Annotated in this window: 19 protein-coding genes; 11 read left to right on the top strand and 8 right to left on the bottom strand. The window is 60.7% G+C overall.

Annotated features, from left to right (window positions below; genetic code table 11):
• Both IVA98_RS08010 and IVA98_RS08005 read right to left on the bottom strand, forming a co-directional pair.
• The gene (locus IVA98_RS08010; protein WP_247298667.1) at positions 1-2,184 is read right to left on the bottom strand and encodes a PAS domain-containing sensor histidine kinase; all 2,184 of its coding nucleotides are present in this window, start codon (positions 2,182-2,184) and stop codon (positions 1-3) included.
• Positions 2,185-2,813: 629 nt separating this feature from the next.
• The gene (locus IVA98_RS08005; RefSeq protein ID WP_247298670.1) at positions 2,814-3,749 is read right to left on the bottom strand and encodes a LysR family transcriptional regulator; all 936 of its coding nucleotides are present in this window, start codon (positions 3,747-3,749) and stop codon (positions 2,814-2,816) included.
• 107 nt (positions 3,750-3,856) lie between these two features.
• Here IVA98_RS08005 and IVA98_RS08000 point away from each other — a divergent pair, with 107 nt between their 5' ends.
• On the top strand, positions 3,857-4,837 hold the full coding sequence (locus IVA98_RS08000; RefSeq protein WP_247354609.1) for a Bug family tripartite tricarboxylate transporter substrate binding protein: 981 nt from the start codon (positions 3,857-3,859) through the stop codon (positions 4,835-4,837).
• A 26-nt stretch (positions 4,838-4,863) separates the two neighbouring features.
• Entirely contained in the window at positions 4,864-5,706 is an 843-nt protein-coding gene (locus IVA98_RS07995; protein ID WP_247354608.1) for a class I SAM-dependent methyltransferase, read from the top strand.
• Between the two features lie 158 nt (positions 5,707-5,864).
• Here the strand turns inward: IVA98_RS07995 and IVA98_RS07990 are convergent, their stop codons facing one another.
• The 3 genes from IVA98_RS07990 to IVA98_RS07980 are packed head-to-tail and all read right to left on the bottom strand — an operon-like array spanning position 5,865 to position 7,655.
• A complete protein-coding gene (locus IVA98_RS07990; protein ID WP_247354607.1) occupies positions 5,865-6,191 on the bottom strand; it encodes an MBL fold metallo-hydrolase in 327 nt (108 codons plus the stop codon).
• A 7-nt stretch (positions 6,192-6,198) separates the two neighbouring features.
• Positions 6,199-6,750: an MBL fold metallo-hydrolase gene (locus tag IVA98_RS07985; RefSeq protein ID WP_247298681.1), complete on the bottom strand. Its 552-nt coding sequence runs from the start codon at positions 6,748-6,750 to the stop codon at positions 6,199-6,201.
• Between the two features lie 2 nt (positions 6,751-6,752).
• Entirely contained in the window at positions 6,753-7,655 is a 903-nt protein-coding gene (locus IVA98_RS07980; RefSeq protein WP_247298684.1) for a Bug family tripartite tricarboxylate transporter substrate binding protein, read from the bottom strand.
• Between the two features lie 801 nt (positions 7,656-8,456).
• On the opposite strand from IVA98_RS07980, the gene IVA98_RS07975 reads away from it, so the two are divergent.
• The 3 genes from IVA98_RS07975 (at position 8,457) to IVA98_RS07965 (ending at position 10,176) form a co-directional block, all read left to right on the top strand.
• On the top strand, positions 8,457-8,642 hold the full coding sequence (locus IVA98_RS07975) for a hypothetical protein (RefSeq protein WP_247298687.1): 186 nt from the start codon (positions 8,457-8,459) through the stop codon (positions 8,640-8,642).
• Between the two features lie 275 nt (positions 8,643-8,917).
• The gene (locus tag IVA98_RS07970; protein WP_247298689.1) at positions 8,918-9,325 is read left to right on the top strand and encodes a hypothetical protein; all 408 of its coding nucleotides are present in this window, start codon (positions 8,918-8,920) and stop codon (positions 9,323-9,325) included.
• 581 nt (positions 9,326-9,906) lie between these two features.
• Positions 9,907-10,176: a hypothetical protein gene (locus tag IVA98_RS07965; protein WP_247298692.1), complete on the top strand. Its 270-nt coding sequence runs from the start codon at positions 9,907-9,909 to the stop codon at positions 10,174-10,176.
• 435 nt (positions 10,177-10,611) lie between these two features.
• Here IVA98_RS07965 and IVA98_RS07960 read toward each other — a convergent pair whose 3' ends face one another.
• Complete coding sequence (locus IVA98_RS07960) at positions 10,612-11,172, bottom strand: septal ring lytic transglycosylase RlpA family protein (RefSeq protein ID WP_247354606.1); 561 nt, start codon at positions 11,170-11,172, stop codon at positions 10,612-10,614.
• Positions 11,173-11,653: 481 nt separating this feature from the next.
• Here IVA98_RS07960 and IVA98_RS36935 point away from each other — a divergent pair, with 481 nt between their 5' ends.
• The 3 genes from IVA98_RS36935 to IVA98_RS37170 are packed head-to-tail and all read left to right on the top strand — an operon-like array spanning position 11,654 to position 12,568.
• Positions 11,654-12,139 carry a GreA/GreB family elongation factor gene (locus IVA98_RS36935; RefSeq protein WP_247298697.1) on the top strand — a complete coding sequence of 162 codons (486 nt, stop codon included), beginning with the start codon at positions 11,654-11,656 and terminating at the stop codon, positions 12,137-12,139.
• Positions 12,140-12,155: 16 nt separating this feature from the next.
• Positions 12,156-12,407, top strand: coding sequence for a GreA/GreB family elongation factor (locus IVA98_RS37175; RefSeq protein ID WP_346015866.1), 252 nt, complete (start codon positions 12,156-12,158; stop codon positions 12,405-12,407).
• Entirely contained in the window at positions 12,404-12,568 is a 165-nt protein-coding gene (locus tag IVA98_RS37170; protein ID WP_346015865.1) for a GreA/GreB family elongation factor, read from the top strand. Before IVA98_RS37175 ends, IVA98_RS37170 begins: the two co-directional genes overlap by 4 nt.
• Positions 12,569-12,836: 268 nt before the next feature.
• Here the strand turns inward: IVA98_RS37170 and IVA98_RS07945 are convergent, their stop codons facing one another.
• Together IVA98_RS07945 and IVA98_RS07940 are read right to left on the bottom strand one after the other, a co-directional pair.
• Positions 12,837-13,730 (bottom strand): phytanoyl-CoA dioxygenase family protein, encoded by an 894-nt coding sequence (locus IVA98_RS07945; RefSeq protein WP_247354605.1) that lies wholly within the window; start codon positions 13,728-13,730, stop codon positions 12,837-12,839.
• A 134-nt stretch (positions 13,731-13,864) separates the two neighbouring features.
• A complete protein-coding gene (locus IVA98_RS07940) occupies positions 13,865-15,892 on the bottom strand; it encodes a VCBS domain-containing protein (RefSeq protein ID WP_247298703.1) in 2,028 nt (675 codons plus the stop codon).
• A gap of 490 nt (positions 15,893-16,382) precedes the next feature.
• On the opposite strand from IVA98_RS07940, the gene IVA98_RS07935 reads away from it, so the two are divergent.
• From IVA98_RS07935 to IVA98_RS07925, 3 genes are all read left to right on the top strand, one after another.
• Positions 16,383-17,003, top strand: coding sequence for a FecR family protein (locus tag IVA98_RS07935; RefSeq protein WP_247354604.1), 621 nt, complete (start codon positions 16,383-16,385; stop codon positions 17,001-17,003).
• Positions 16,997-17,824 (top strand): tetratricopeptide repeat protein, encoded by an 828-nt coding sequence (locus IVA98_RS07930; protein ID WP_524536350.1) that lies wholly within the window; start codon positions 16,997-16,999, stop codon positions 17,822-17,824. The genes IVA98_RS07935 and IVA98_RS07930 overlap by 7 nt, the downstream gene beginning before the upstream one ends.
• A 1,080-nt stretch (positions 17,825-18,904) precedes the next feature.
• Complete coding sequence (locus tag IVA98_RS07925; protein ID WP_247298707.1) at positions 18,905-20,290, top strand: DUF4403 family protein; 1,386 nt, start codon at positions 18,905-18,907, stop codon at positions 20,288-20,290.
• Positions 20,291-20,302 lie beyond the last annotated feature (12 nt).

Below are 20,302 nucleotides of genomic sequence, written 5' to 3'. Positions count from 1 at the left end.
TTAGTCATTGGGCGCCGGAAGCATAACGGGAAATGTCAGGGCGCAGCGTGTGCCCTCCGGCTCGAAGACCAGATCGAATTCCCCCGCAAGGTCGTGTTCCACGCAACGCTCCATCAGTCGTGTGCCGAATCCTCGCCGCTTGGGCGGCCTCACCGGGGGTCCCCCGTGTTCGCGCCATTCGCATTCGAGCGTGCCTCGCGACCGCTCGCCTTCGGCGATCCTCCAGGTGAGCGACACGGATCCATGCGGCGTGGAGAGAGCGCCATATTTCGCGGCATTGGTCAAAAGCTCGTTGAGCACCATGGTGACACTCAGCGCCGTGCGCGCGTCCAGATTGACGTGCGGCCCGCCCGTTACGACTCGTCCGCCTGACACCGGCGTGACGATGTCGTGGACCAGCTTTTCGAAAGGGGCATCTTGCCAGTTTCGCGTCGTGAGCAGGTCATGCGCACGGGCAAGCGCCAGCAGCCTGCCCGTGAACGTCGGCAGAAACTCTTTCATGTCGGCAGCATGGCGAGCCGTCTGGCTCGCGAGCGACTGCACCGTGGCGAGCGTGTTTTTCACACGATGATTCAGCTCGTCGATGAGAACCTTTTGGGCATTCTCGGCCTGCTTGCGCTCACTGATGTCGACGAGCATGTTGATGGCGCCGACCAAGTTTCCCGCCGCGTCGCGCAGCGGCGTCGGATAGGGAATAAACGGCACACGTCTGCCGTCCGGACGCTCGGCAACCGCCTCGGCACCGCGCACCGCGCGGTTCTCGCGCAGTGCGACGGCCATCGGACATTCATTGTGCGGCAGAGGCGAGCCGTCGGGCCAATACAGTTTCCACGTGACGCACCATTCATCGCCGGGCTGCGGCGTTCTACCCGCCATCTCGACCGCGGCCCGATTGAAGAAATTGATGCGGCCATTAGCATCGGTGGTATAGATCGCGGCGGGCAACGCCTCAAGGAGATCGCGCATGCGCTGCTCCCCTTCGCGCAGACGATCCTCCAGCTGTTTGGTGGCCGTGACATCCTGAGCGACACGCACGCCGTAAAGAAAGTGACCTTCCGAATCGCGAACCGACGAGCTGAAAATATCAAGATGTCGGACGGACCCGTCGGGCCGTAGTACCCGCTTGCGAGTGGTGTAGTTCGCGATGTCACCACGCACCTGCTGGGCGTATAGCTCGGCATCCTCCACCTCGTCATCGGGATCGGTGTAGTCGAAGAAAGTCATTCCGAGCAGCTCGTCGCGCGAGCGTCCCGTGATCCGGCAGAGGGAATCATTCACCCGCAAGAAGCGCCCCTTCGCGTCGGTCTCCGAGATGCCTACGCTGGCCGCCTCATATGTCGCAGCGAGTCGCGCTTCACTGGCTTGCCGTGCCTCTTCAGCAGCATGCAATTTCGATACGTCGATGGTGAAGCAGCGCGTATTGACGAACTTGCCATCCTCAAAGCGACTGTTCGATGTAATCAGCACATGCTTGACGGAGCCGTCACGCGCCCGCAGCCGCGCAGGATAGCGATCGAGCGGCTCGCCGCATGAAAGGCGTTGAAGGATATCGCCGATCACCGGGGCGTCGGCATGAAACTCCGCAACGTGGCGGCCAATATACTCCTCGGGTCTGTACCCGAGCAGATCCAATTCGGCTTTGTTGGCGCGAAGGATAATTCCCTCGCCGCTGACAATATGAAGGCCAACGGCGCCGTTCTCGAAGAAGTCCTCCAAATCCTGCCGTTTCCGGCGGACTTCCTCCTCGATCTGCTTGCGTCCCGTGATGTCCTGAAAGCAATTAATGGCGCCTTGAATATGGCCGGAGTGGTCGCGCAACGCGCGGATGTTGACCAAGGCTGTAAAGCGAGAGCCGTCCGGTCGGGCCATGATGACTTCGGCGTTGCGCGTCGGCGTGCCCGCACAAACCGCGGTGGCCATGGGACAGTCGCTGTGGGCGAGCGGAGTACCATCGAGCAGGTAGAGTTGGTGCGAACCGCAAAAGCGCTCCTTCCTGGCAAGATCAGGGGTTCGGCCCCACAATCCCACTGCCTCGGTGTTGTAAGCGACGAGCAATCCCTCCGCGTCGCAGAGGTAGACTGCCCCAGGAATGGCGTCGAGTGCGGCGTGACCCGCCGCGACCAGCGCCTCGAACTCCGTCGGTTCGCGGCGAGGGGAGAGTGGAAATTCTTCAATATTGGTCATCAAGTAAACTCTCGCGGCGAGAGGAGCGACGGCCCTGCGGCAGGGCAATTTCGAAAATGTATATGTATGGGCGGACGCCCCGTTGGCCCGCCGAACCAGTTCTAACGCCTCACCTGACAGATGGTTCCACAGTAACCCACTTGCAGGGGCTTGGGACGGCTCCCGGTGGTGCAGGAGCGAATGCGGAACGCAGGTTTCGGGCGCCCAGCGTCCCTGCCGGAGCAGTGGGTCGACCTCTTCAGGTGCGATGCCCTCCGCAGGCAAAGGTCACACGTTCGAATCGTGTCGGGTGCGCCAGCGATGTCAAATACTTGCACCCTGGTTAGTAGTGAGAACATCTGGGCGAGCTAGCAGATAGCTAGCAACGCTGCTCAAGCTGGACGCAGGTCGTATCTTCAATTTATTCAGCAAACCTGGTTTGACGGTCGGCGGGTCGATCACCGGCTCTTTTCTGACACGCGGGCTATCCAAGACAACGCCTCATCTGAGTGGCCCTAAAATTTGCCCAGATTGATCGGAGTGAGGCAGCTTGAATTCGACCGCGCCGGTCCGCGTCATGCAACAGCGTTTTGACACGACCAAGACCCGAAGCGGACCTTCGTAGGCGCAGAGTGTTTAGGCCCACGACATCAACTAATTCGGGCGGCCAAGTCCTTCGCTTCCTTCCGGACAAAGTTGATGAACTGCTTGACGACTGCAGACTGGTCACCCCGGCGCGAAGCGAGCTTGAGCGTTGCCTTTGGCCGAATGGGACCTTTAATCGCGCGATACACTACGCCCTCCATGTTCATGCGTTGAAGCGACGACGGAACAAACGTAATGCCGAGACCCGCCCCGACCAGACTTAGCGTGGAAGTGATGCGAGGCGCCAACTGGGTGGATGCACCAAGATTGCCGATGCGCGGACTGAACCCCGCGGCCTGGCACGCGGCAATCGTGGAATCGTACATTCCGGTCCCCGGAGGTCCGTAGAGAATGAATGTCTCGCTGGCCAATCGTTCGACAGAAATTGTTGTTTCGGGTTTGCTTTGAGCAAGGACGTGCGCGCTGGGCAACGCAACGACCATGAGCTCCTCCAGCAGAAAGGTTACGACAAGACCGTGCCCATCGCCTGAATTGGCACGTATGAATGCGACATCCATTTGTTCGTTCCGCAAACGGTCCACGGACGCGTTGCTGAGACATTCCTCCAATGTGAGGGACACCATTGGACACGCCGCCCTGAACGCTCGAATGGCGCGTGGTACCAATGGATGAAAAGGCGTCGTGGATGTGACCCCCACGCAGAGACGGCCCTGTTCACCCCTGGACGCTCGCCGGGTGGTCTCGAACGCTCGATCCAGATGTTTGAGTGTGGCACGCGCTTCTTCCAGGAATGCGCGCCCAGCATCAGTCAATTCGACTCCTCGGGCCCTCCGAAGAAATAGTTGCACGTCCAGCTCCAGCTCGATTGCCTTGATCTGCTGGCTCAGGGGCGGTTGCTGCATGCCGAGACGCTCAGCAGCCCGCGTGATGTGCAATTCCTCGGCCACGGCGATGAAGTATCGCAAATGTCTCAATTCCATTGTCATATCCATTAGATATAGATTTCGTCAGCTGCATATTATGGCTCGGACTGGCAGGGAAGCCTAGTCTTCAGGGGGAGCGAAGACAGCATAAGTGGGGTCCTCACATGAGAATGAACCGCCGCCGTTTTCTGACCGCCTCCTGTTCAGCCGTTGGGCTCGCAGCCTTGCCGCGCACGGCGTTCTCACAGCAATATCCGGCCCGGCCTGTACGCATCATCGTCCCTTTTGCCGCGGGAGGTCCAAATGACTTGGCGGCGCGCATTATCGCGCAAGGATTGTCCGATCAACTCGGTAAGCAGTTCTACGTCGAGAATATCGGTGGTGCTGGAGGGAACATTGGAGCAGGACAGGCCGCGAAAGCGGCGGCCGACGGCTATACGATTTTCGTGGCTTCACCCAGCTATGTCGTGAACCCAACGCTTTTCACGAGCGTTCCTTATGATGTCCAGAAGAGCTTTGATGCCGTGACGCTCGTGGCAACCGCGCCTACAGTGCTGACGGTCCACCCGTCAGTTCAGGCGACGACGGTCAAGGAGTTAATTACACTGATCAGGAGCAGCCCGGGCAAATTTAGCTATGCCTCTCCCGGAACAGGCACTCCACCGCATCTGTTGGGTGAACTGTTTCGGCTTTCCCTCCAGCTCGATATCGTGCACGTCCCGTTCAACAGCGGCGGCGCTGCGATCGGAGCGACGCTCGCCGGTCACACCCCTGTCTCGTTTGGCGCGCTTCCGCCTGCCATACAACACGTCAAGGACGGCAAGCTGCGTGCCCTTGCCCTTACCAGCACGACCAGATCACAGGCGCTGCCGGAAATCCCGAGTATCGCGGAGGCCGGTTACCCGGACATCGCGGCCGACATCTGGACGGCTCTCCTCGCTCCGGCCGGGACGCCGAAAGAGTTGACCAGCTTGCTTCAGCGCGAGATCGCGAAGCTGATGGCGCAACCGGACGTAAAGGACCGGCTTGCTTCGTCCGGATATGAGCCGGTGGCGAATACGCCAGATGAATGTGCCGCGCGCATGGCCGCTGAATATGAAAAATGGGGTAAAGTCATTCGAGAGGCGGGCATTAAGGCATCATGACGTTCAATCCGCCGGAGTCGACCGCAGTGGACAAGACCTCAGATCGATCGAACCTTTCCGATCACTACGCGCGAAGCGGCCTGATTGATGCGATCGAGAACGGTGTCGTTCGAATGGGAAAAGCGATCGATACTGTCACCATCGACGATCTTGCAGCAGTGGACGAGTTCCATATTGGCGGCCGCAGGGCAACTGAAGAGCTTATGGAACAGCTTGGCATCGACGCAAGCGATCACGTACTCGATGTCGGTTGCGGACTGGGTGGGCCGGCGCGATTTGTAGCCGACCGCTACCAGTGCCGGGTTAGCGGCGTCGATCTGACATTGGATTATGTCGCGACGGGCAATCGCTTGTGCGAATGGGTTGGGCTGAACGATCGCGTCAAGCTTTACCAGTCGACAGCTCTTTCGTTGCCATTCCAACAATGGAATTTCAGCGCAGCCTATATGCTCCATGTCGGTATGAACATCGAAGACAAGGAGCGCCTCTGCCTCGAAGTCGCGCGAGTTCTGCGGCCTGGCGCCCTGTTTGCAGTGTATGACGTCATGCGAATGGCCGATGGCGAACTGTCTTACCCGCTTCCATGGGCGACCACGCGAGAATCCAGTGCGTTGGGCTCGCCGCAATGCTACAGGCGGGCGCTGGAGCATACAGGATTTGAAATCCTATCAGAACGCAATCGAAGGGACTTTGCGCTCGCATACTTTGAGGGCCTGAGATCACGCGCCTCGCCGGCCACCGATCCCGCGCCCCTGGGCCTTCACACGCTGATGGGCGACAGACGGCAGGATCAGATCAAAAACATGATCGCAAGCATCTCGAAGGGGGTGATCGCGCCTGTGGAATTGTTCGCGCGCAAGGCACGTTGAGAACGGTAAGGTGGAATAGCCATTCAGCAATGTCGCACTTCCGCTGCTGGCCCGTTGCCGAGGACCGCATGATCCATCCCTAGGTCGGCTCGCCGGGATGAACGGACATGGCTCGGCCCGAGCGTGATCGGTCGCTTGTGACCCCGAAGCCGACATTTTCAGCTCTCCAATTTTGAATGTCTCACTGTCGTGCCTATGTCGAAGCTTACCAGATCTTCGCCGACGACGAGCGGCCCGGAATAGGTTTCGCGGGTCGCCGCAATCAATTCCTCTATAGTAGGTGCCGCGACGGTTTTGTTCGCAAGCAGAACGAGATGAGTAAAGGCAGCGAGCTTGGGTCTTGTCGCCGCAAACACGTGTCCAGCCTCCTGAGGCGAGGTGTGATGATTGAGGATGCGCTGGATGTAAACTTCGCCCAGAAGTTCCGGCCGCGCCATCGCGACCTCGTGCACCAGCAGGTCGGCGCCCGCGCCGTAGCGTAGCACGTTGGCGTTATAGCGGGTCTCCGATTACGGCGACCCGACCCTGGTACTCGATCCGATAACCGTAAGCCGGCTTAATGGCCTCGCCATGGTCGACCGTGAAGGCAGCAACCCTGAGATCGTTGGCCTGACAAACGACGCTGTCCCCGGAAAATTCCTTCACGGCGATAGAGGCATGCTCGCGCGCGAGCTTCTCGTCCGCGACCCTGATCTCGATGTCCTGCGAATAGGCCGCCTCGATATGATGCATAAGTTTGGCCGTGCCGAGCGGCCCGATCACATTGAAAGGCCGCCGGCGGTTGCCGAAATAAGAGCTCAGCCAGCCTGTAAGCCAGAGGTCGGGAATGCCGACTGTGTGGTCGGAATGAAAATGCGTAAGCAACAGCGCGTCGATGCTGCCGATGAGAACGCCGAGCTGAAACAGCCGTATAGTGGCGCCGCGGCCGGCGTCCATAAGGAGTGTGTGGTCGCCGGCCTCGATCAGCGTGCTCGGCCCGAACCGATCGGGGAGGGGAATCGGTACCCCCGTCCCGAGCAGCGTCACCCGGAAATTCGCGGTCACTGCTACTGGACCTTTATGCCGGCGTCGGAGATGACTTGATGCCAGTGCGCGACCTGATCGCCGACCATGCGGCCAAATTGCTCGGGCGTGCCGCCTGCCGCTTCGGCACCGATCCTTGCCAGCGCTTCCTGCACCGATGGCTTGTTCAGCGCTTTGTTAATCGCGGCGTTGAGCCGCGCGACCGTTTCCTTGGGCGTGCCGTGCTTGACCGAGAAACCGGTCCAATCCTCGACCACCAGAGACGGATAGCCCGCTTCGACGATGGTTGGCACGTCGGGAAGGGCGGGGACCCGCTTCGGGCCGGTCACCGCCAGGGCGCGCAGCTTGCCCGTCTTAATCAGGTCGACCACGGGCAATATGGTGATGACCTGGAAAGTGTTCGTGCCGTTGAAAACGTGCTGGGCGCGCGTACCGGTCTGCTGTTTGAACTGTTCGCCTATCAGATGCGCGGGCGTACCGAAGCCCCCGGACGAGAAGGTCAGCCTGTCAGGCTGGCTCTTCAGCAGCGTCACCAGCTCGGGGACCGTCTTGGCCGGAACTGAGGGGTTCACCACCAATACGTTGTAGGAGACGGTCGCCTTGATAACGGGGTCGAAATCCCTGTCGAGCTTGAATGCGATGTTTGGCACCAGCGACGGCGCCGCAACCGATGGTACCGACATCGCATAGAGGCTGGCGCCGTCCGCCGGCTGGGTAAGTACGTCGCTCGCCGCGATGGTGGTGACTCCGCCGGGCCGGTTCTCGACGATCACGCGCCAGCCTTCGGATTCCGTCAATTCCCTGGAAATGATGCGGCTGATGATGTCGGGCGGCGTGCTGGGCGAGTTGGGCGCCACGAACCGAATGGTCCCGGATGGGAAGGATTGCGCTGAAATCGGCAGGGTTGAAGCCGTCAGAAGGGCCATCACTGCGATCCGCAATGCAGTGGATCGGCGAAATCGATGAGGTGTCATAGAAGTCTCCACCAAGCGATGAAACCAACGATGAAATTCTCGAGTCGCAACCAGAAGGGGGCCAACTTTGAACTTGACGACGTGATTGGCCAGAAAAATCGGCGTGCGTTCCACACTGTGAAATGATATGTTCCACAATGTGGAATGTACGAATGAGAACGTCTCAGGTGACGGGACCTAAAACAATCAAGAGCCTAGAGCGAGGGATGCAGGTCTTGCAGGCGCTGCAAATGCAGCCGGACTCTTCGCTGCAGGAGCTTTACGCTCTAACCGATATTTAGAAGCCGAGCCTGTTGCGCATCCTGCATACCTTCGCCCGCTCTGGCCTTGTCACCCGCAGGCTTGGCGACGGCCGTTATCGCATCGGCGCGACGCTTTCGCATGCGCCCTCGCGCCGTGAACGTCGCGACAGAATTGCGGAAGCTGCGGCTCCGATTCTAGACCGCTTATGCGAGCGCGCGTCTTGGCCATCGGATTTGATGGTGCCCGCCGGCGATCACTGGAGATTTGCGAGACGACCCGAGCGCGAAGCCCGTTCCTGTTGCAGCAGGAGCGTATTGGATTGCCGGTCAACTGGCTGTGGTCTGCGGTGGGGACAGCCTATCTTGCGTACTGTCCGGCGAAAGAACGTCAGCGCGTCATTAGTTTGCTGCGCGCATCCAATCGCCCGGAAGACCGGCTGGCGCGCGAACCTGCACGGTTGAACATTGTTTCAACGAGGTCCGGGCCCGAGGCTACGGCATACGCAATTCCATGCACACCGGCGGCTACTATGGCGGACCACCACACTCCGACGGCCTGTTTTCAATTTCTGTTCCCCTGCGCGACGGCTCCCGCGCGGTGGGAGCGATCAACATGCTCTGGCTCAAGAATGCTTTCTCCATCGAAGCCTTCGCGGCCCGCCATCTGGGCGAACTTCAGAATGCGGCAGCGGAGTAAGTTCAGTCCGGAGGCGAGGGAAGCGATGATGTCTCCTGTTGGTCCATCGCTGCCGCATGCCACGGCCGAGGATATGTCGGCTGTCAGGGGTAGAGCGGACCTAACTTAAACCGGGCCAAACCGTCGCGATTGACCCGAAGCGGACGTCCGCAGTGGGCTTGGTGTTTCTTTTGGAAGCGAAATGCTCTAAGAGCACAACCATGCGTACTCCATGGAATTCGACGACGTTTCGCGCGCTTGTCGTACTTGCGAGCGCGACTACTTTCGTGGCTTCCTTGACCCAGACCGCCATTGTAGTTGACGGGTCCGATAGAGGCCTGGAACGACTTCCTTCTTACGGCTGGGAGCTATTAATCCTTGGCGGGCTTAGCGTGCTTGGCGATGTTCCAAGCCTGCTTGTTTGGCTTGCAAACCCGATACTGGCGGTCGCGTGGATATTCTATCTTCGCGACCTCCGGCGCGCGGGGCTAATTTCGGCCGTGACAGCGCTCGGCCTCACATTGTGCTTTGTCTGGGTCAAGTCCGTTCTAGGTCCTGGACCCGAAGGCGTGAATGTCGCTGATTTCGAGATGCGTCCAATCATCTCTTACGGAATTGGCTATTTGCTTTGGGTCGCCAGCGCCGCTGTGCTGGTGGCGGGGATAGTGGCCGGCAACAGCGTGTCGTACATCCTGGTTGAGTAAGAAGACCGCTTCTGGCCCTTAGCGTCGAACCTCAATCCTCGCCTTGGCGTCGGCTCTTTGGGGTAGACCGGACGTGTTTGCCGTCATGGCCTATCGACGCTCGTGACCCTAACCGGAAGTCATTGCTCAGAGCAAAAACAGTTGATAGCAGCTTGCCGTCGGTCAAGCGGCCATGATGGGCGGACGGGTTGTGGCCCGTCCTGGCCATCATCAATGATTGCATTCCGTAAAGCTCGGGTTAATCTTACCTAATTCCGGCAGCGAGTTTTCAACAAACGGCCCCGCGCTAGCGCGAGCAATGTCGGGGCTTGGAAGCGAAGCAGAAATGAGATGCTCCTTCCGAGCTTACCGGTGATGGCCCGATGCGGTCGTTGCTGGATGCAGACTCCAGGGACATCCAAACAGCTCGAAGCTTAGGCGCGCTGAGCAAAAAATATGCAATCCGCAATTGCGGTCCCGAATACTTCAACTAAACCTTTCCAAAAAATTTACTGGATGACGTGCACACAACTTCAAGTCACTTTCAGCGCCGCATATTCAACAATCACGCCAGCGATCCAAAAATAGATCTGGAGATAGCCATGGGGACGGTCGTTCATCTCAAGCAAGCTGGTCGGCCGCTATTGCCGTTCGAGATCCATGACGGTGAGCGCGCTCTTGCGGAGGAACTGGACAGACTCACGAAAGCGAGGCTGCGGACCGCCGTTGGCCATCTCGAGGCAGCCGTGAAGAGCGCCGACAAAATTCGCGACCGACTCCCGGGCGGACCGATCAAGGATGATTTCGAGCACAAGCTGGCGGCGCTTACCCGGAACCTCACCCATTTGCGCGAACAGGTCGGGCAGTTGTAATCCTATTGATGGAGCCTCAGTTCGGAAGCCAGTGATGTTACCAAGGGCCCCTAGCGTCGGACATCCCATCTCCGTTTTTGCGTCGGCTCTTTGGGGTAAACCGGCCGTAGTCACGGTCAAACCTGATTGACGCCAATGACCCCAAAAGAGACATTCGACGAAGAAAGACTGTGGGCGTTCGCCGACATCCTGAAGCGTCACGCCTTCAATGACGATCGGCTTTAAGGCGATCGTGTTCGAAGCTCACGCAACCAACGCGGTTAACAACTGCAGCCGTTTCAGCACGAAGCGGCCACAGTGCTCGCGCCTCAGCACGAAGTGGCTGTCGGCAAAGGCGCCCTATGCTGTCAGCACAGCGTTCTGCCCGCGTCAGCTGCCGAGGCGAATCGCCCACTGCCAGCGCACATGAGTTGCCACATAGAGCGCGGCGCTTACCTAAAGGACCTCTACCCGAACTTGTGCCACACCTCGATCGGTAATTCCTAAGCCGCGTGCGGCGCCAAGGGAGAGGTCCAGCACGCGGTCGCGAATCCACGGTCCGCGGTCTGCGATACGAACTATGACCGACCTGCTACTCGCAATGTCGGTGACGCGAACCCGAGTTCCAAAGGGAAGACTTCGATGGGCCGCCGTCATTTCATCGCGATGGTAGAGCGACCCGCTAGCTGTTTTACCTTTTGTATAAGAATAGAAGGACGCTTTTCCGGTGAAGGCTTTATTGAATGATTTGGAAGGCCGGAGATTGTCTGGCGTCCGCGTCCATAGTGGCCCTGCCTGAATATGCTCAGGAGGACTTTGTTTTTGCTCCTTCTCTTCAGGAGCAGGTTCAGCATGCGCCTTCGGAATAATAGACCATCTGTCGTCGAAGTTTTGTGCTGAAGCATACGGAGACTGCAAGCAAGCAGATAAGGACGCGATCGCGATTCTTGCAAACAGAAGACGCATGATCAACTCCACTCGCTGACAAGAAAACAAAGAATCAATGATTTTTAACAAGCGGCGTTCCCGAGCGTGCAGAGCAGCATACAACGGAACAGCGTCATCAATTTGGGGTGATTTTTTGGGTAGGTCGGAACTACTCTGTGGCGGAGATTATGCGCCGAGCGTCATCCGTAGCTGCCTCGCCCGACCATCCAACGACCGTCTGCTTTCAGGTGGAGAGCGGATTAGGGCCGTGAAGTCTCTTCACTCCAGCATGTGATCCAAACGGACATCACTAATCCTTACAACTCTCTCCCGACGTGTGTGCTCTTTAGTCGCGTTACATGGACAGCGGAAGGTCCTATGGTGGCCGCGACATGATCCACGTCCTCGACATCGATCCGCGCAATGCGCGGCGTTGCCTGCACGCCGGACGGCTCCAAGCAGGAGCTTAGCCGGACGGTAGTTGGTGCCGTCCGGATTATCCCCTTCCTTCATCAAACAGATTTGGTGTGTGGCTCTTCCGCGAGGAGAAGCCCAAACAAGGAGGCATGTCGTGAACAACCCCTTTTTCCCGAACGTGACTCTTCCGGCGTCTGACCATCGCCGCTTGGAACGGCTCGCGCAGGCTGGCGCGGATCAAGGCGACGTGGACGCACGTTTTCTGTTGCGTGAGATCAACCGTGCGGAAGTCGTCCCTGATCGCGCAGCCAGATTGGACAGCATCGTTACCATGGGTTCGGGGGTGACGTTCTGGATCACTTGGGGCTTCCCCCGCGAGACAAGGCAACTGGTGTACTCCGAAGACTACACGTCCGAGCGAACCCAAATCCCCGTGATGTCGCCGTTGGGTGCAGCATTGGTCGGGCTGAAGGTCGGAAGCGAAATTCCCTTCTTCACCGCTGGGCGCACCAACGTCGTCAAGATCGAACGCGTCAGCCGAGGTGATCCGAATGATGTTGTCAGGGTTCTGTTTAGCAATCCGGAGGTCAAGGGCAAGAAGCTCTTTGATGACAATGATCCGGGACCATCGCCCGCTTAGGAAAGGAGAGAAGGTAATGAGCAAGACTAATCGCAAAGGCAAACCTGAAATCGTGTTGCCGCCCATCGCTGTGATAGAGGATGAGGCGAGGCGTCTCAACGCTCTGGCCAGTTCGAGCGCGGTGCTCTTCCCGCGCGTGGCCCATTTCCTTGCACAGGAGATAGAGCGTGCAAGCGTGGTGGCGGACAATTCCGATCTGCGCGGCGTAGTCCGCATGGGCTCGCAGGTCCGGTACTGCGATGACAAGACCGTGAAGTCCGGGACGTGATATTGGTTTATCCCCACGAAGCGGACATAACGCTGAAGCGCGTCTCGGTTCTCACGCCGGTTGGAGCTGCGTTGATCGGCCTGTCGGTTGGCCAAGCCATCGAATTTCAAACGCCGGGCAACAACAAGCGGTCCTTGACGGTGCTAGGCGTGTCCAACTGAAGGAGGCGTTGATATGCGCGACGTTTCAACCAGACAGGCCGCCTTTACAGTCATCGGTATCACCATCGTCTTGGCTGCCGTGTTCTATCTTGCGACCTTCTTCAAGGCTTGAAGGTCCAACCTCTGGGGGCGGCCCCTCTCGGTCTATGATCGAGCTGGGGCACCCCACCGCGCGTTGCCCGCGCGGTGAAACTCGGTCGTCCGTAGCCGAAGGAACTGCTTAATCGCCGTCGCCGGGTCGGCGCACATCGTAACCGCCAACTGGGAGCTAATGAATCACTGGCTCACCATAGAAACGGCGGTGCAGCTTTTCGCTGACGCCGAAGCTGATTTCCAAGATGAGGCGCGGCGCGCGTTTGGCCAGCGAACCCATATGGAATCCGAAGGGATCCTCGACAAAGCCGAAGCCTTCAGGCCCCGTCAGTTTCACGATTGCTTCGCGACCATAGGTCCGCTCGATTTCCTCGGAGGCGTGGCCGACCATGAGGGTGAACTGGTGTCGCAGAAGGCGCTGCCTGTGGCTGCCCACGACATAGACATGCGGGCCCGAATTTTCGTCTACCGCTTCGATGTAGAAGAAGGACTTGATCATCCTCCAATCATCGAGATCAAAATGAAACCGGTCCTGTGAGGCTAGATGGAGGTCGTAGTCTTTCGCGTTCTTGCTCGGAAAGCTCCACCAGAGCCGCGTCGCGGTGACGCGCGCCTCGCCTCCCAGATAGTTCTGGGCGATCTGCAACAATAGCGGATCCTGCTGGACGCGGCAGGCCGCTTCGCAATCCAGCACGCGTTCGAAGAAGTGGCCTGTGACAATGGCCTTCCCGGTCGCAAGCTCGATCGGGCGATGTTCCTCGGCGACCAGCTCAATTTTGCGGTCGAAATTGCCGAAACAGGGCGTGCGTCGGGCAAAGGAAGAGATCTGCGACGTAATGTTTGCCGGAAGGCTGACGCCCTGAAATAGCCCGTCTCGCCGCAACTGCTCCGTCACATGCTCGGCGCTAAGTTCCGGGAAAAGCGTGTTCGTGAGATCGATGTGTTCCGGCGGAGCGGTAAACTTCCATGCGAGTTTGCGGAACAGCATCACGCGCCCCAGTGCAAACATCGGCAGCCATCGGGGATTTTCCTTGATGTCGGCTACATACGTCGGCAAACGTTTGAGCATTCGCTGAATCTTTGTGACCATTGCTTGGCCCGCTGTACGCATACAGTATTCGATTAGGCGCGTCGTGGAGTTGATTTGCTGCGCACCTCTTCATCCGCAAAGCCGCCCGGAGGCAACGAAGGCATCGGCGAGCCTCAGACGATCAGATCTTGTTGGAAGCGCAGGTGTAGGCCCTGGCCAGCAACCTCCTGCTCGCCGAAACGCCAAGCATCCGCCGCTGCATCGGCCGGATGGGGCCATGCGGTCGCGGCGGAATCGTCCTCCGGATCGAGCGCGGCGACAGGGGCCGAGGAAACCACCACCGGCGCCGTCAGGCTCGCATGCTGCTGTTCCGCACCCGCCTCGAAATGGAACGCGGACTCGGCCTGCTCGCGTAAGCCTTGGTCCCCGACGCTTTGGATGACCACGGTCACGACTTGGGGCGTGCCGTCGATCGTGGTCACGGTGAAAGTGTCGGTCAGCGCGTCGCAAGGCCTCAAGGCCTGGACGGCGGGGTTGTCGAGCGCGAGCACATACGTCCACGTGCCGCAGGTGGTCATCGTGAAGCTGCCGTAGCCGTTGTCGCTTGCCTGCGGACATGTTGTCGCTGTGAAGGTGTCGTCGGGATTGTCGACGTCCCTGTCGGACAAGGTGCCGCTGGCGCGTGGCGGAGGGTCGCAGGAATTGCTCGGCTCGGTCACGCGTCCGCAAGTATCGCCGCAGACGACCGCGGCGTCGTTGCTGCCCTCGATCGTGACGGTCACCGTCTGTGCCGTACCGTCCGCTGCCCTCACGGTGAAATCATCCGTCAGCGCCTGACCTGCGTTAAGCGCCTGCACCGCGCAATTGCCGTTGTCGAGCGCGAAGGTCCAGTGCCCGTCCGCGGTCATGGTGAAGCTGCCGTAGCCGTGGTCGCTCGGCTCCGGACATCTGATGGGGTCGAACGCGTTCGACGGACCGTCGACGTCGGTGGCGGTCAGAAGGCCGCACGCGGTCGGGACGCCCTGCGCCGAATTGTGGACCCCGCCCGCTTCAACCACGCGACCCTGGGTGTCCCCGGAAATGACGGCCGGATCGTCGGCGCCCCGGATGGTCATCGTCATGACCTGCGGCGTGCCGCCGATGGTGGTCACCGTGAACGTGTCGGTCAGGTTCTGGCACGCCGCAAGCGCCAGCACCGCGGCGTTGGCGGGATCCAGCGCGTACGTCCAGTGCCCGTCGGCCGTTATCGTGTAGCTACCGCAACCTTTGTCGCTGGTATGCGGAGAGTTCACCGCCGTGAACGTGTTGGCCGGATCGTCGACGTCGGTATCGGTGAGCGTGCCGGTCGCGGTCGGGACGTCGGGTGCCATGGACGCCGCCACGATTGCGGCGGCGGTCATGGCACCCGCTGCGACGGATCCACCCGTCTCGCCGCTTATCGCCGCCGCGTCGTCGGTGCCGGCGATCTCGACCGTGAAGGTCTGGCTCGCTGAGGCGAAGCCGTCAGACGCCATGATCGTGAAGCTGTCGGTGCTCGGCGCCTTCAGCGCGTTGATGGCGTCGTTGTTCGGCACGTAGGCGTAGGCGCCGGTCGCGCTGTTCAAGTACAGGATTCCGAAGGAGCCGGCCTTCTCGACGTCGTAGCTTGCGCCCGCGAAGGTGGAGGGGCCGACCGCGCCGCCCGCGATGCCAAAGATCGGCGTCGCGCCGGAGCCGAAGCTCGCGGCCGAGAAGCTGCCGCTGCTCGCCGAGAACTCGTCGAACGCGACCGTGTCGACCTCGACGGGGCCCGACCCGAGTGTCAGTGTGGGTGGCGAATGGATCAAGGGCGCATCCGGCGCGAAACTGGCCGGCACCACCAGCCCGGGAAGGGCATGTTGTGGAATGGGCCCGTCCGGCGGCTGGAAGTCGATCGGCTGCGGCGACTGATCGACCGCTTCGCCCGGAGGCGTGCCGGATCCGCCCGGGCCATGGTCTTTCGAGTAATTGGCGAGCACGTCCTGCTGCTGGTTCTGCAGGTCCTCCATTCGCGAAGCGTTGTTGGCGACCTGCGCGAAGCCGACGGAAGATCCGGTCCTGCTGAGGATGACCGTCTGCCCGGGATCGTCCACGATGATATGCCGCGGCACCGCCTCCTTCGTGACGAGTTCGAACGTGCCATGCTCGAACCCCTTGTAAGTGATGGAGGCGTCGTCGAACAAGGCGAGATCGGGATCGGCGGCCCACGCCTCCTTCAGCGCCGACAGGATCAACGTGAGGAAGGACAGCCCTCCGGCCCATCCGAGTCCCGCGACGACCGCCGACTCCCTTGCACGCTGGCCGCGGACGGACGCCGGACTGCGTTGGTCCGGCGCCGGCCAAAGACCGCTGAAGACACGTGCGAGCGACATCCTGAACGCCTCGCATGCTGCCGCTTCCGCCGACGCGGCCGGACCGATCGACCGAGTGTAAGTCGCCACCCGCCGAGGTTTCCGGTTCGACGCCAGCCTACGCTTTGTCGTCCCGAGGCCCCTTCACAAATTGTTGACTCGGTGTGCGCAAATGCGCTCTTTTGTTGGTCCGGAGCGGTCAGGACCGCCGTCCCCCACGACTGAAAACGATAGTCGCAACGTGCGATGTGGTGCGCCGGGCGCGGCTCTGCCATTATTCCGCAGGGGTGAAAGCGGGCTCTTCACGGACGGGAGCGGACGCATGCGCGGACAAAGGACGGTTGCAGGACTCCTCGGCCTTTTGCTCGTGGCGGTGGCGTGTCCGCCTGCGCGGATTTGGGCGCAGGAGGTCAAGCCGATCGGCAAGGTCGTGACCGTCGCCGGCAAGGCAACGATCGAGCATATCGATGCCGCGGTCGTGCAGGCGAGACTGTCCGATGACAGGGCCGGAGCGAAGCTCGGCGATCCAGTCTATCGAGGCGACGTCGTCAGGACCGGCGCCGACGGCGGCCTCGGTATCAATTTCGCCGACGGCAGCTCCTTCAGGCTGTCGAGCAACGCCAGCATGGAAATGAACGAGTTCGTCTACGATCCGGACGGCAACCACAATTCGACCCTGATCAGCTTGACCAGAGGCACCTTCACCTTCGTTGCTGGCAGCGTCGCCAAGACCGTCAGCATGAAGGTGGACACCCCGGTGGCGACGTTGGGGATCCGGGGCACCACGCCCCATATCGAGCTCTCCGAGGACGGCACGGTCAAGTTCGCCACTTTGATCGAGGACGGTAAGGACGCCGTCATGAAGCGGAAGGCCGGTCCGGCCGTTGCGCCTCCCCGGCAGCGCAGGGTCGACCGCGCTCTCGGCGTCTGCCGGGGATGCTGAAGGTCGTCCGGACGGCGCCAGTTATGATCCTGCTGCTGGCCGTCCCCGCGTCGGCGCAGAAGCCGGAGAGTCAATTCCGGAACGTCGAGCTGTGCAACGCCACCTCGTCGCCGGACCGGAGGATCGAGGCCTGCTCGGCCTTCATCGCGGCCGGCCGTGGCGGGCCGCAGGCCATGGCCGTCGCCCACAACAACCGCGGCATCGGCTACGCGGCCAAGGCCGACTACGACCGCGCCATCGCCGACTTCGACGCGGCCATCCGCATCGATCCGACCTTCGCCAAGCCTGTCAACAACCGCGGCGCGGCAAGACTGAGGACGGGCGACTACGACGCGGCGATGGAGGATTTCGACCGGGCCATCGCCCTCCAGCCGACCTACCCCGGTGCCTTCGTCAACCGCGCTGAGGCCTGGCTAAAGAAGGGCGATCTCGTACGCGCCGAAAGAGACTATGCCGCGGCGACTCGCCTGAATGCCGACATGGAGGGGGCTTGGAGCGGCCTTTGCTGGACCCGGGCGAGCACGGGCGACCCGCAGGGCGCGGTGGAAGCCTGCGACAAGGCGATCAGGTCGGGCGCGCATACGGCCGCGACCTACGATTCCCGCGCGCTCGCCCACCTCAAGGCTGGACGAATCGATGCGGCCATAGCCGACTACGACGCCGCGTTGCGCATCGACCCCACGCTCGCCGCCGCGCTGTACGGCCGGGGCCGGGCGAAGATCCGCCGCGGCGAGACCGCTTCAGGAGAAGCCGACGTTGCGGCCGCGAAAGCTGTCCGGGGCGATATCGCCGACGAGTTCGCGCGCTACGGCGTGCGGTAATCCGTCCTCAATGCATGCCCCTCCGAGAAGACCATCGCCTCGCGAGGCTCGCGCCGATGGTAGTTTGGCTCACTCATGAGCTTTGGTCGCAAAGGGAGTGAGTTGTCGACTGGGAACCGTATCAGTACTGCGGCTGGTTCTAGCCGGGCAGCGTACTCTTCAGCTTTCGGCAGGGAGCCGACGGCCGCGTGAGTAGCTGCGGTGGCAAGCTACAGTTTGTCGGCCGCTGAGAGAGGCCGGGGAAGGGTAGGGCACTTCGCAATCCGTCGCATCGCAGGAATCCGCGACCGTCGGGCGATCCCGCGTCACGGACTGCGGGGATGGTCGTCGGCGAACTCCGTAGCGCCACCGAGACCACAACCATCGGCGGAGCAGATCAATGCGATCGGCCGCATGGATGCGATCATCGACAACTCTGGCGTCTACGCCGACGGTCAGCGCTTGCGCGTGGGTGTGGGCTCAAGAGCCTGGAGGAAGCCGGCAGCTACGCGACCTCGACGCTCGCCAGCCGCGCCTCCTGAAGGCCGGAAAGTGCGTCCAAAAGCGCAATACCGCGTCGTGATACCCACTTTGGCCGCCATTGGACGATCCGACGCGACAACATCGGCCGCCCGCAATGATGGGCGACCACGGCCGCGTGCCGACCTATCCGTTTGCACACAAACAAGACCCGTAGCGGCCCCGAAGAACAGTACCTGATTGTCCTGCACGCCACGGCATCACTCCCGCTGGGACAACCGCGAAATTCATCGCCGACAAGCACCCCACCAGGTCGCAGCATTTGCCTCATTCGTCATTTGACTTGCGCGATGTAAGGGGCTCATCTTGGAGTTGCCTCTGATGTTCTCAAGCGCGTGGGGATCGGCCTAACACCTGACGGAAGGGATAATGGCTGATTGCCGGTGTCGGCCGGGTCCGAAGCAGCATGCGTCGTTCCCCCTAACGGACGGGACCGTTAGCACTCGCCCGCCCACCGAATGCTGCTGTGGTTCTGGTTTTCCTTGAAGCTGGAGCACTAGAATGATGTTTCCATCATGGTCATATGCGCCGGAATGCTTTTCGATAGCTAGCAGATCACACATGGATATCGTCGGCCTAGGTGCACTCCTTGTCTTAGTGCTCCCGTCGATCGCGTTCGCCGCTGAGAAGCCGGCATATAGCCCGGACGCTGCAACGCCACTCGTAACGACTTCACGCATCTCTGCGACGGTCGAGCTCGGGCTGCCGGCTCTCGCTGCAGCGATCGAGCGGGACATTCCTAAGCGACTTGCCACCATAGACGAACGCATCAACTGCGTTCATCGTCATGTTTTCATCTTCCGGGTCAACGCCAACTGCGACGTATGGGGATTTGTCGACCGCACGAGCCCGGTCTCGCTGTATGGCCGGGGCGATCGCGTCTTCGGCGCGGTCTCCATACATGGTGCTGCCGAAGGTCAGGGAGCTAATCGGTTCACGGCGCGCATCCGGGGCGAGACCGAGGCACGCGCGACGATCGAGGTTGAAGCGCGCCCCGAGCTGCGGAGGGATGGATCGCTCCAGCTCAACATCAGCGACTCGTTCCACTGGAGTGAACATCCCTACCTTCACGTGCTGGGTCGCGAGTTTGACCTTGCCCCCTATGTCGAGCCCAATATTCGAACCCAGCTGGGCCGCATCCGGTCGCGCGCGCTGGCCGCGGCGCGGGCACTCGACCTGCACGGCAAGGCCGAGACCGCATGGCGGCACGCGTTTAACCCCATTAATATCTCGGAGGATCCGCCGATCTGGCTGCAGCTGATCCCGCAGACCGCGGCGTTCGCGGGTGTCCGCGCCGATGGCAAGGTGTTGTTGGGATCGCTTGAACTTACCGGCTCCGCCGAAACTCTAATCGGGCAGCAGCCGCCAGCTGTCACGGCAACGGCTCTCCCGCCGCTCGGCGCCGCGGTGGCTGAGCCGGGCACCTTCGATGTCATTCTTCCCGTGCGCATCAACTACGAGGCGGTCAAGGAAAAGGTAAGCCAGGCAATTGCAGCCGTTCCGGCGCAGAACACGTCCGTGCGCGAGGTTCAGATCTACCCGTCCTCGGGCAAACTCGTGGTCGGCCTTCGCATAGCAATGAGCTCCGACGCCGATCCCAACGCGGGCCAATGGATCTATCTTTCGGCCCAGCCAAAAGTCGATGCCGACAATAGGACCTTTGGCCTTTCCGAAATTGATCTGACGACGTCAGAGGACAGCCAGATTGGATCTGCCGTGCAACAGCTCGCGGCGCAATTGAAGAATGGCTCTAATCTCGACTACGGCATTTCCTACCAAAACCTGCTCATGGCCGCGAACGAACGCTTGACGCGCCCGCTGAAGGACGGCTTTCGCATGGAGGGCCACCTTGACTCCGCAAAGCTTGGAAAAGTGCACTTGCTGCGCGAAGGCATCCTGATTGCCCTTCATGCCAGCGGCGGTCTGAAGATAGTTTACGGACTGTAAGCACGTGAGCTC

Source organism: Bradyrhizobium sp. 160 (assembly GCF_023073735.1).
Taxonomy (GTDB): Bacteria; Pseudomonadota; Alphaproteobacteria; order Rhizobiales; family Xanthobacteraceae; genus Bradyrhizobium.
Note: the sequence above shows the minus strand (reverse complement) of the source record. Positions and strands in the feature narration are given on the sequence as shown.

Excerpts from the sequence above, each read along its gene's own strand:
- IVA98_RS08010 (WP_247298667.1), bottom strand. The coding sequence starts at position 2,184 with ATGACCAATATTGAAGAATTTCCACTCTCCCCTCGCCGCGAACCGACG.
- IVA98_RS08005 (WP_247298670.1), bottom strand. The coding sequence starts at position 3,749 with ATGGAATTGAGACATTTGCGATACTTCATCGCCGTGGCCGAGGAATTG.
- IVA98_RS08000 (WP_247354609.1), top strand. The coding sequence starts at position 3,857 with ATGAGAATGAACCGCCGCCGTTTTCTGACCGCCTCCTGTTCAGCCGTT.
- IVA98_RS07980 (WP_247298684.1), bottom strand. The coding sequence starts at position 7,655 with ATGGCCCTTCTGACGGCTTCAACCCTGCCGATTTCAGCGCAATCCTTC.
- IVA98_RS07975 (WP_247298687.1), top strand. The coding sequence starts at position 8,457 with ATGCACACCGGCGGCTACTATGGCGGACCACCACACTCCGACGGCCTG.
- IVA98_RS07965 (WP_247298692.1), top strand. The coding sequence starts at position 9,907 with ATGGGGACGGTCGTTCATCTCAAGCAAGCTGGTCGGCCGCTATTGCCG.
- IVA98_RS37175 (WP_346015866.1), top strand. The coding sequence starts at position 12,156 with ATGAGCAAGACTAATCGCAAAGGCAAACCTGAAATCGTGTTGCCGCCC.
- IVA98_RS07945 (WP_247354605.1), bottom strand. The coding sequence starts at position 13,730 with ATGCTCAAACGTTTGCCGACGTATGTAGCCGACATCAAGGAAAATCCC.
- IVA98_RS07935 (WP_247354604.1), top strand. The coding sequence starts at position 16,383 with ATGCGCGGACAAAGGACGGTTGCAGGACTCCTCGGCCTTTTGCTCGTG.
- IVA98_RS07930 (WP_524536350.1), top strand. The coding sequence starts at position 16,997 with ATGCTGAAGGTCGTCCGGACGGCGCCAGTTATGATCCTGCTGCTGGCC.
- IVA98_RS07925 (WP_247298707.1), top strand. The coding sequence starts at position 18,905 with ATGGATATCGTCGGCCTAGGTGCACTCCTTGTCTTAGTGCTCCCGTCG.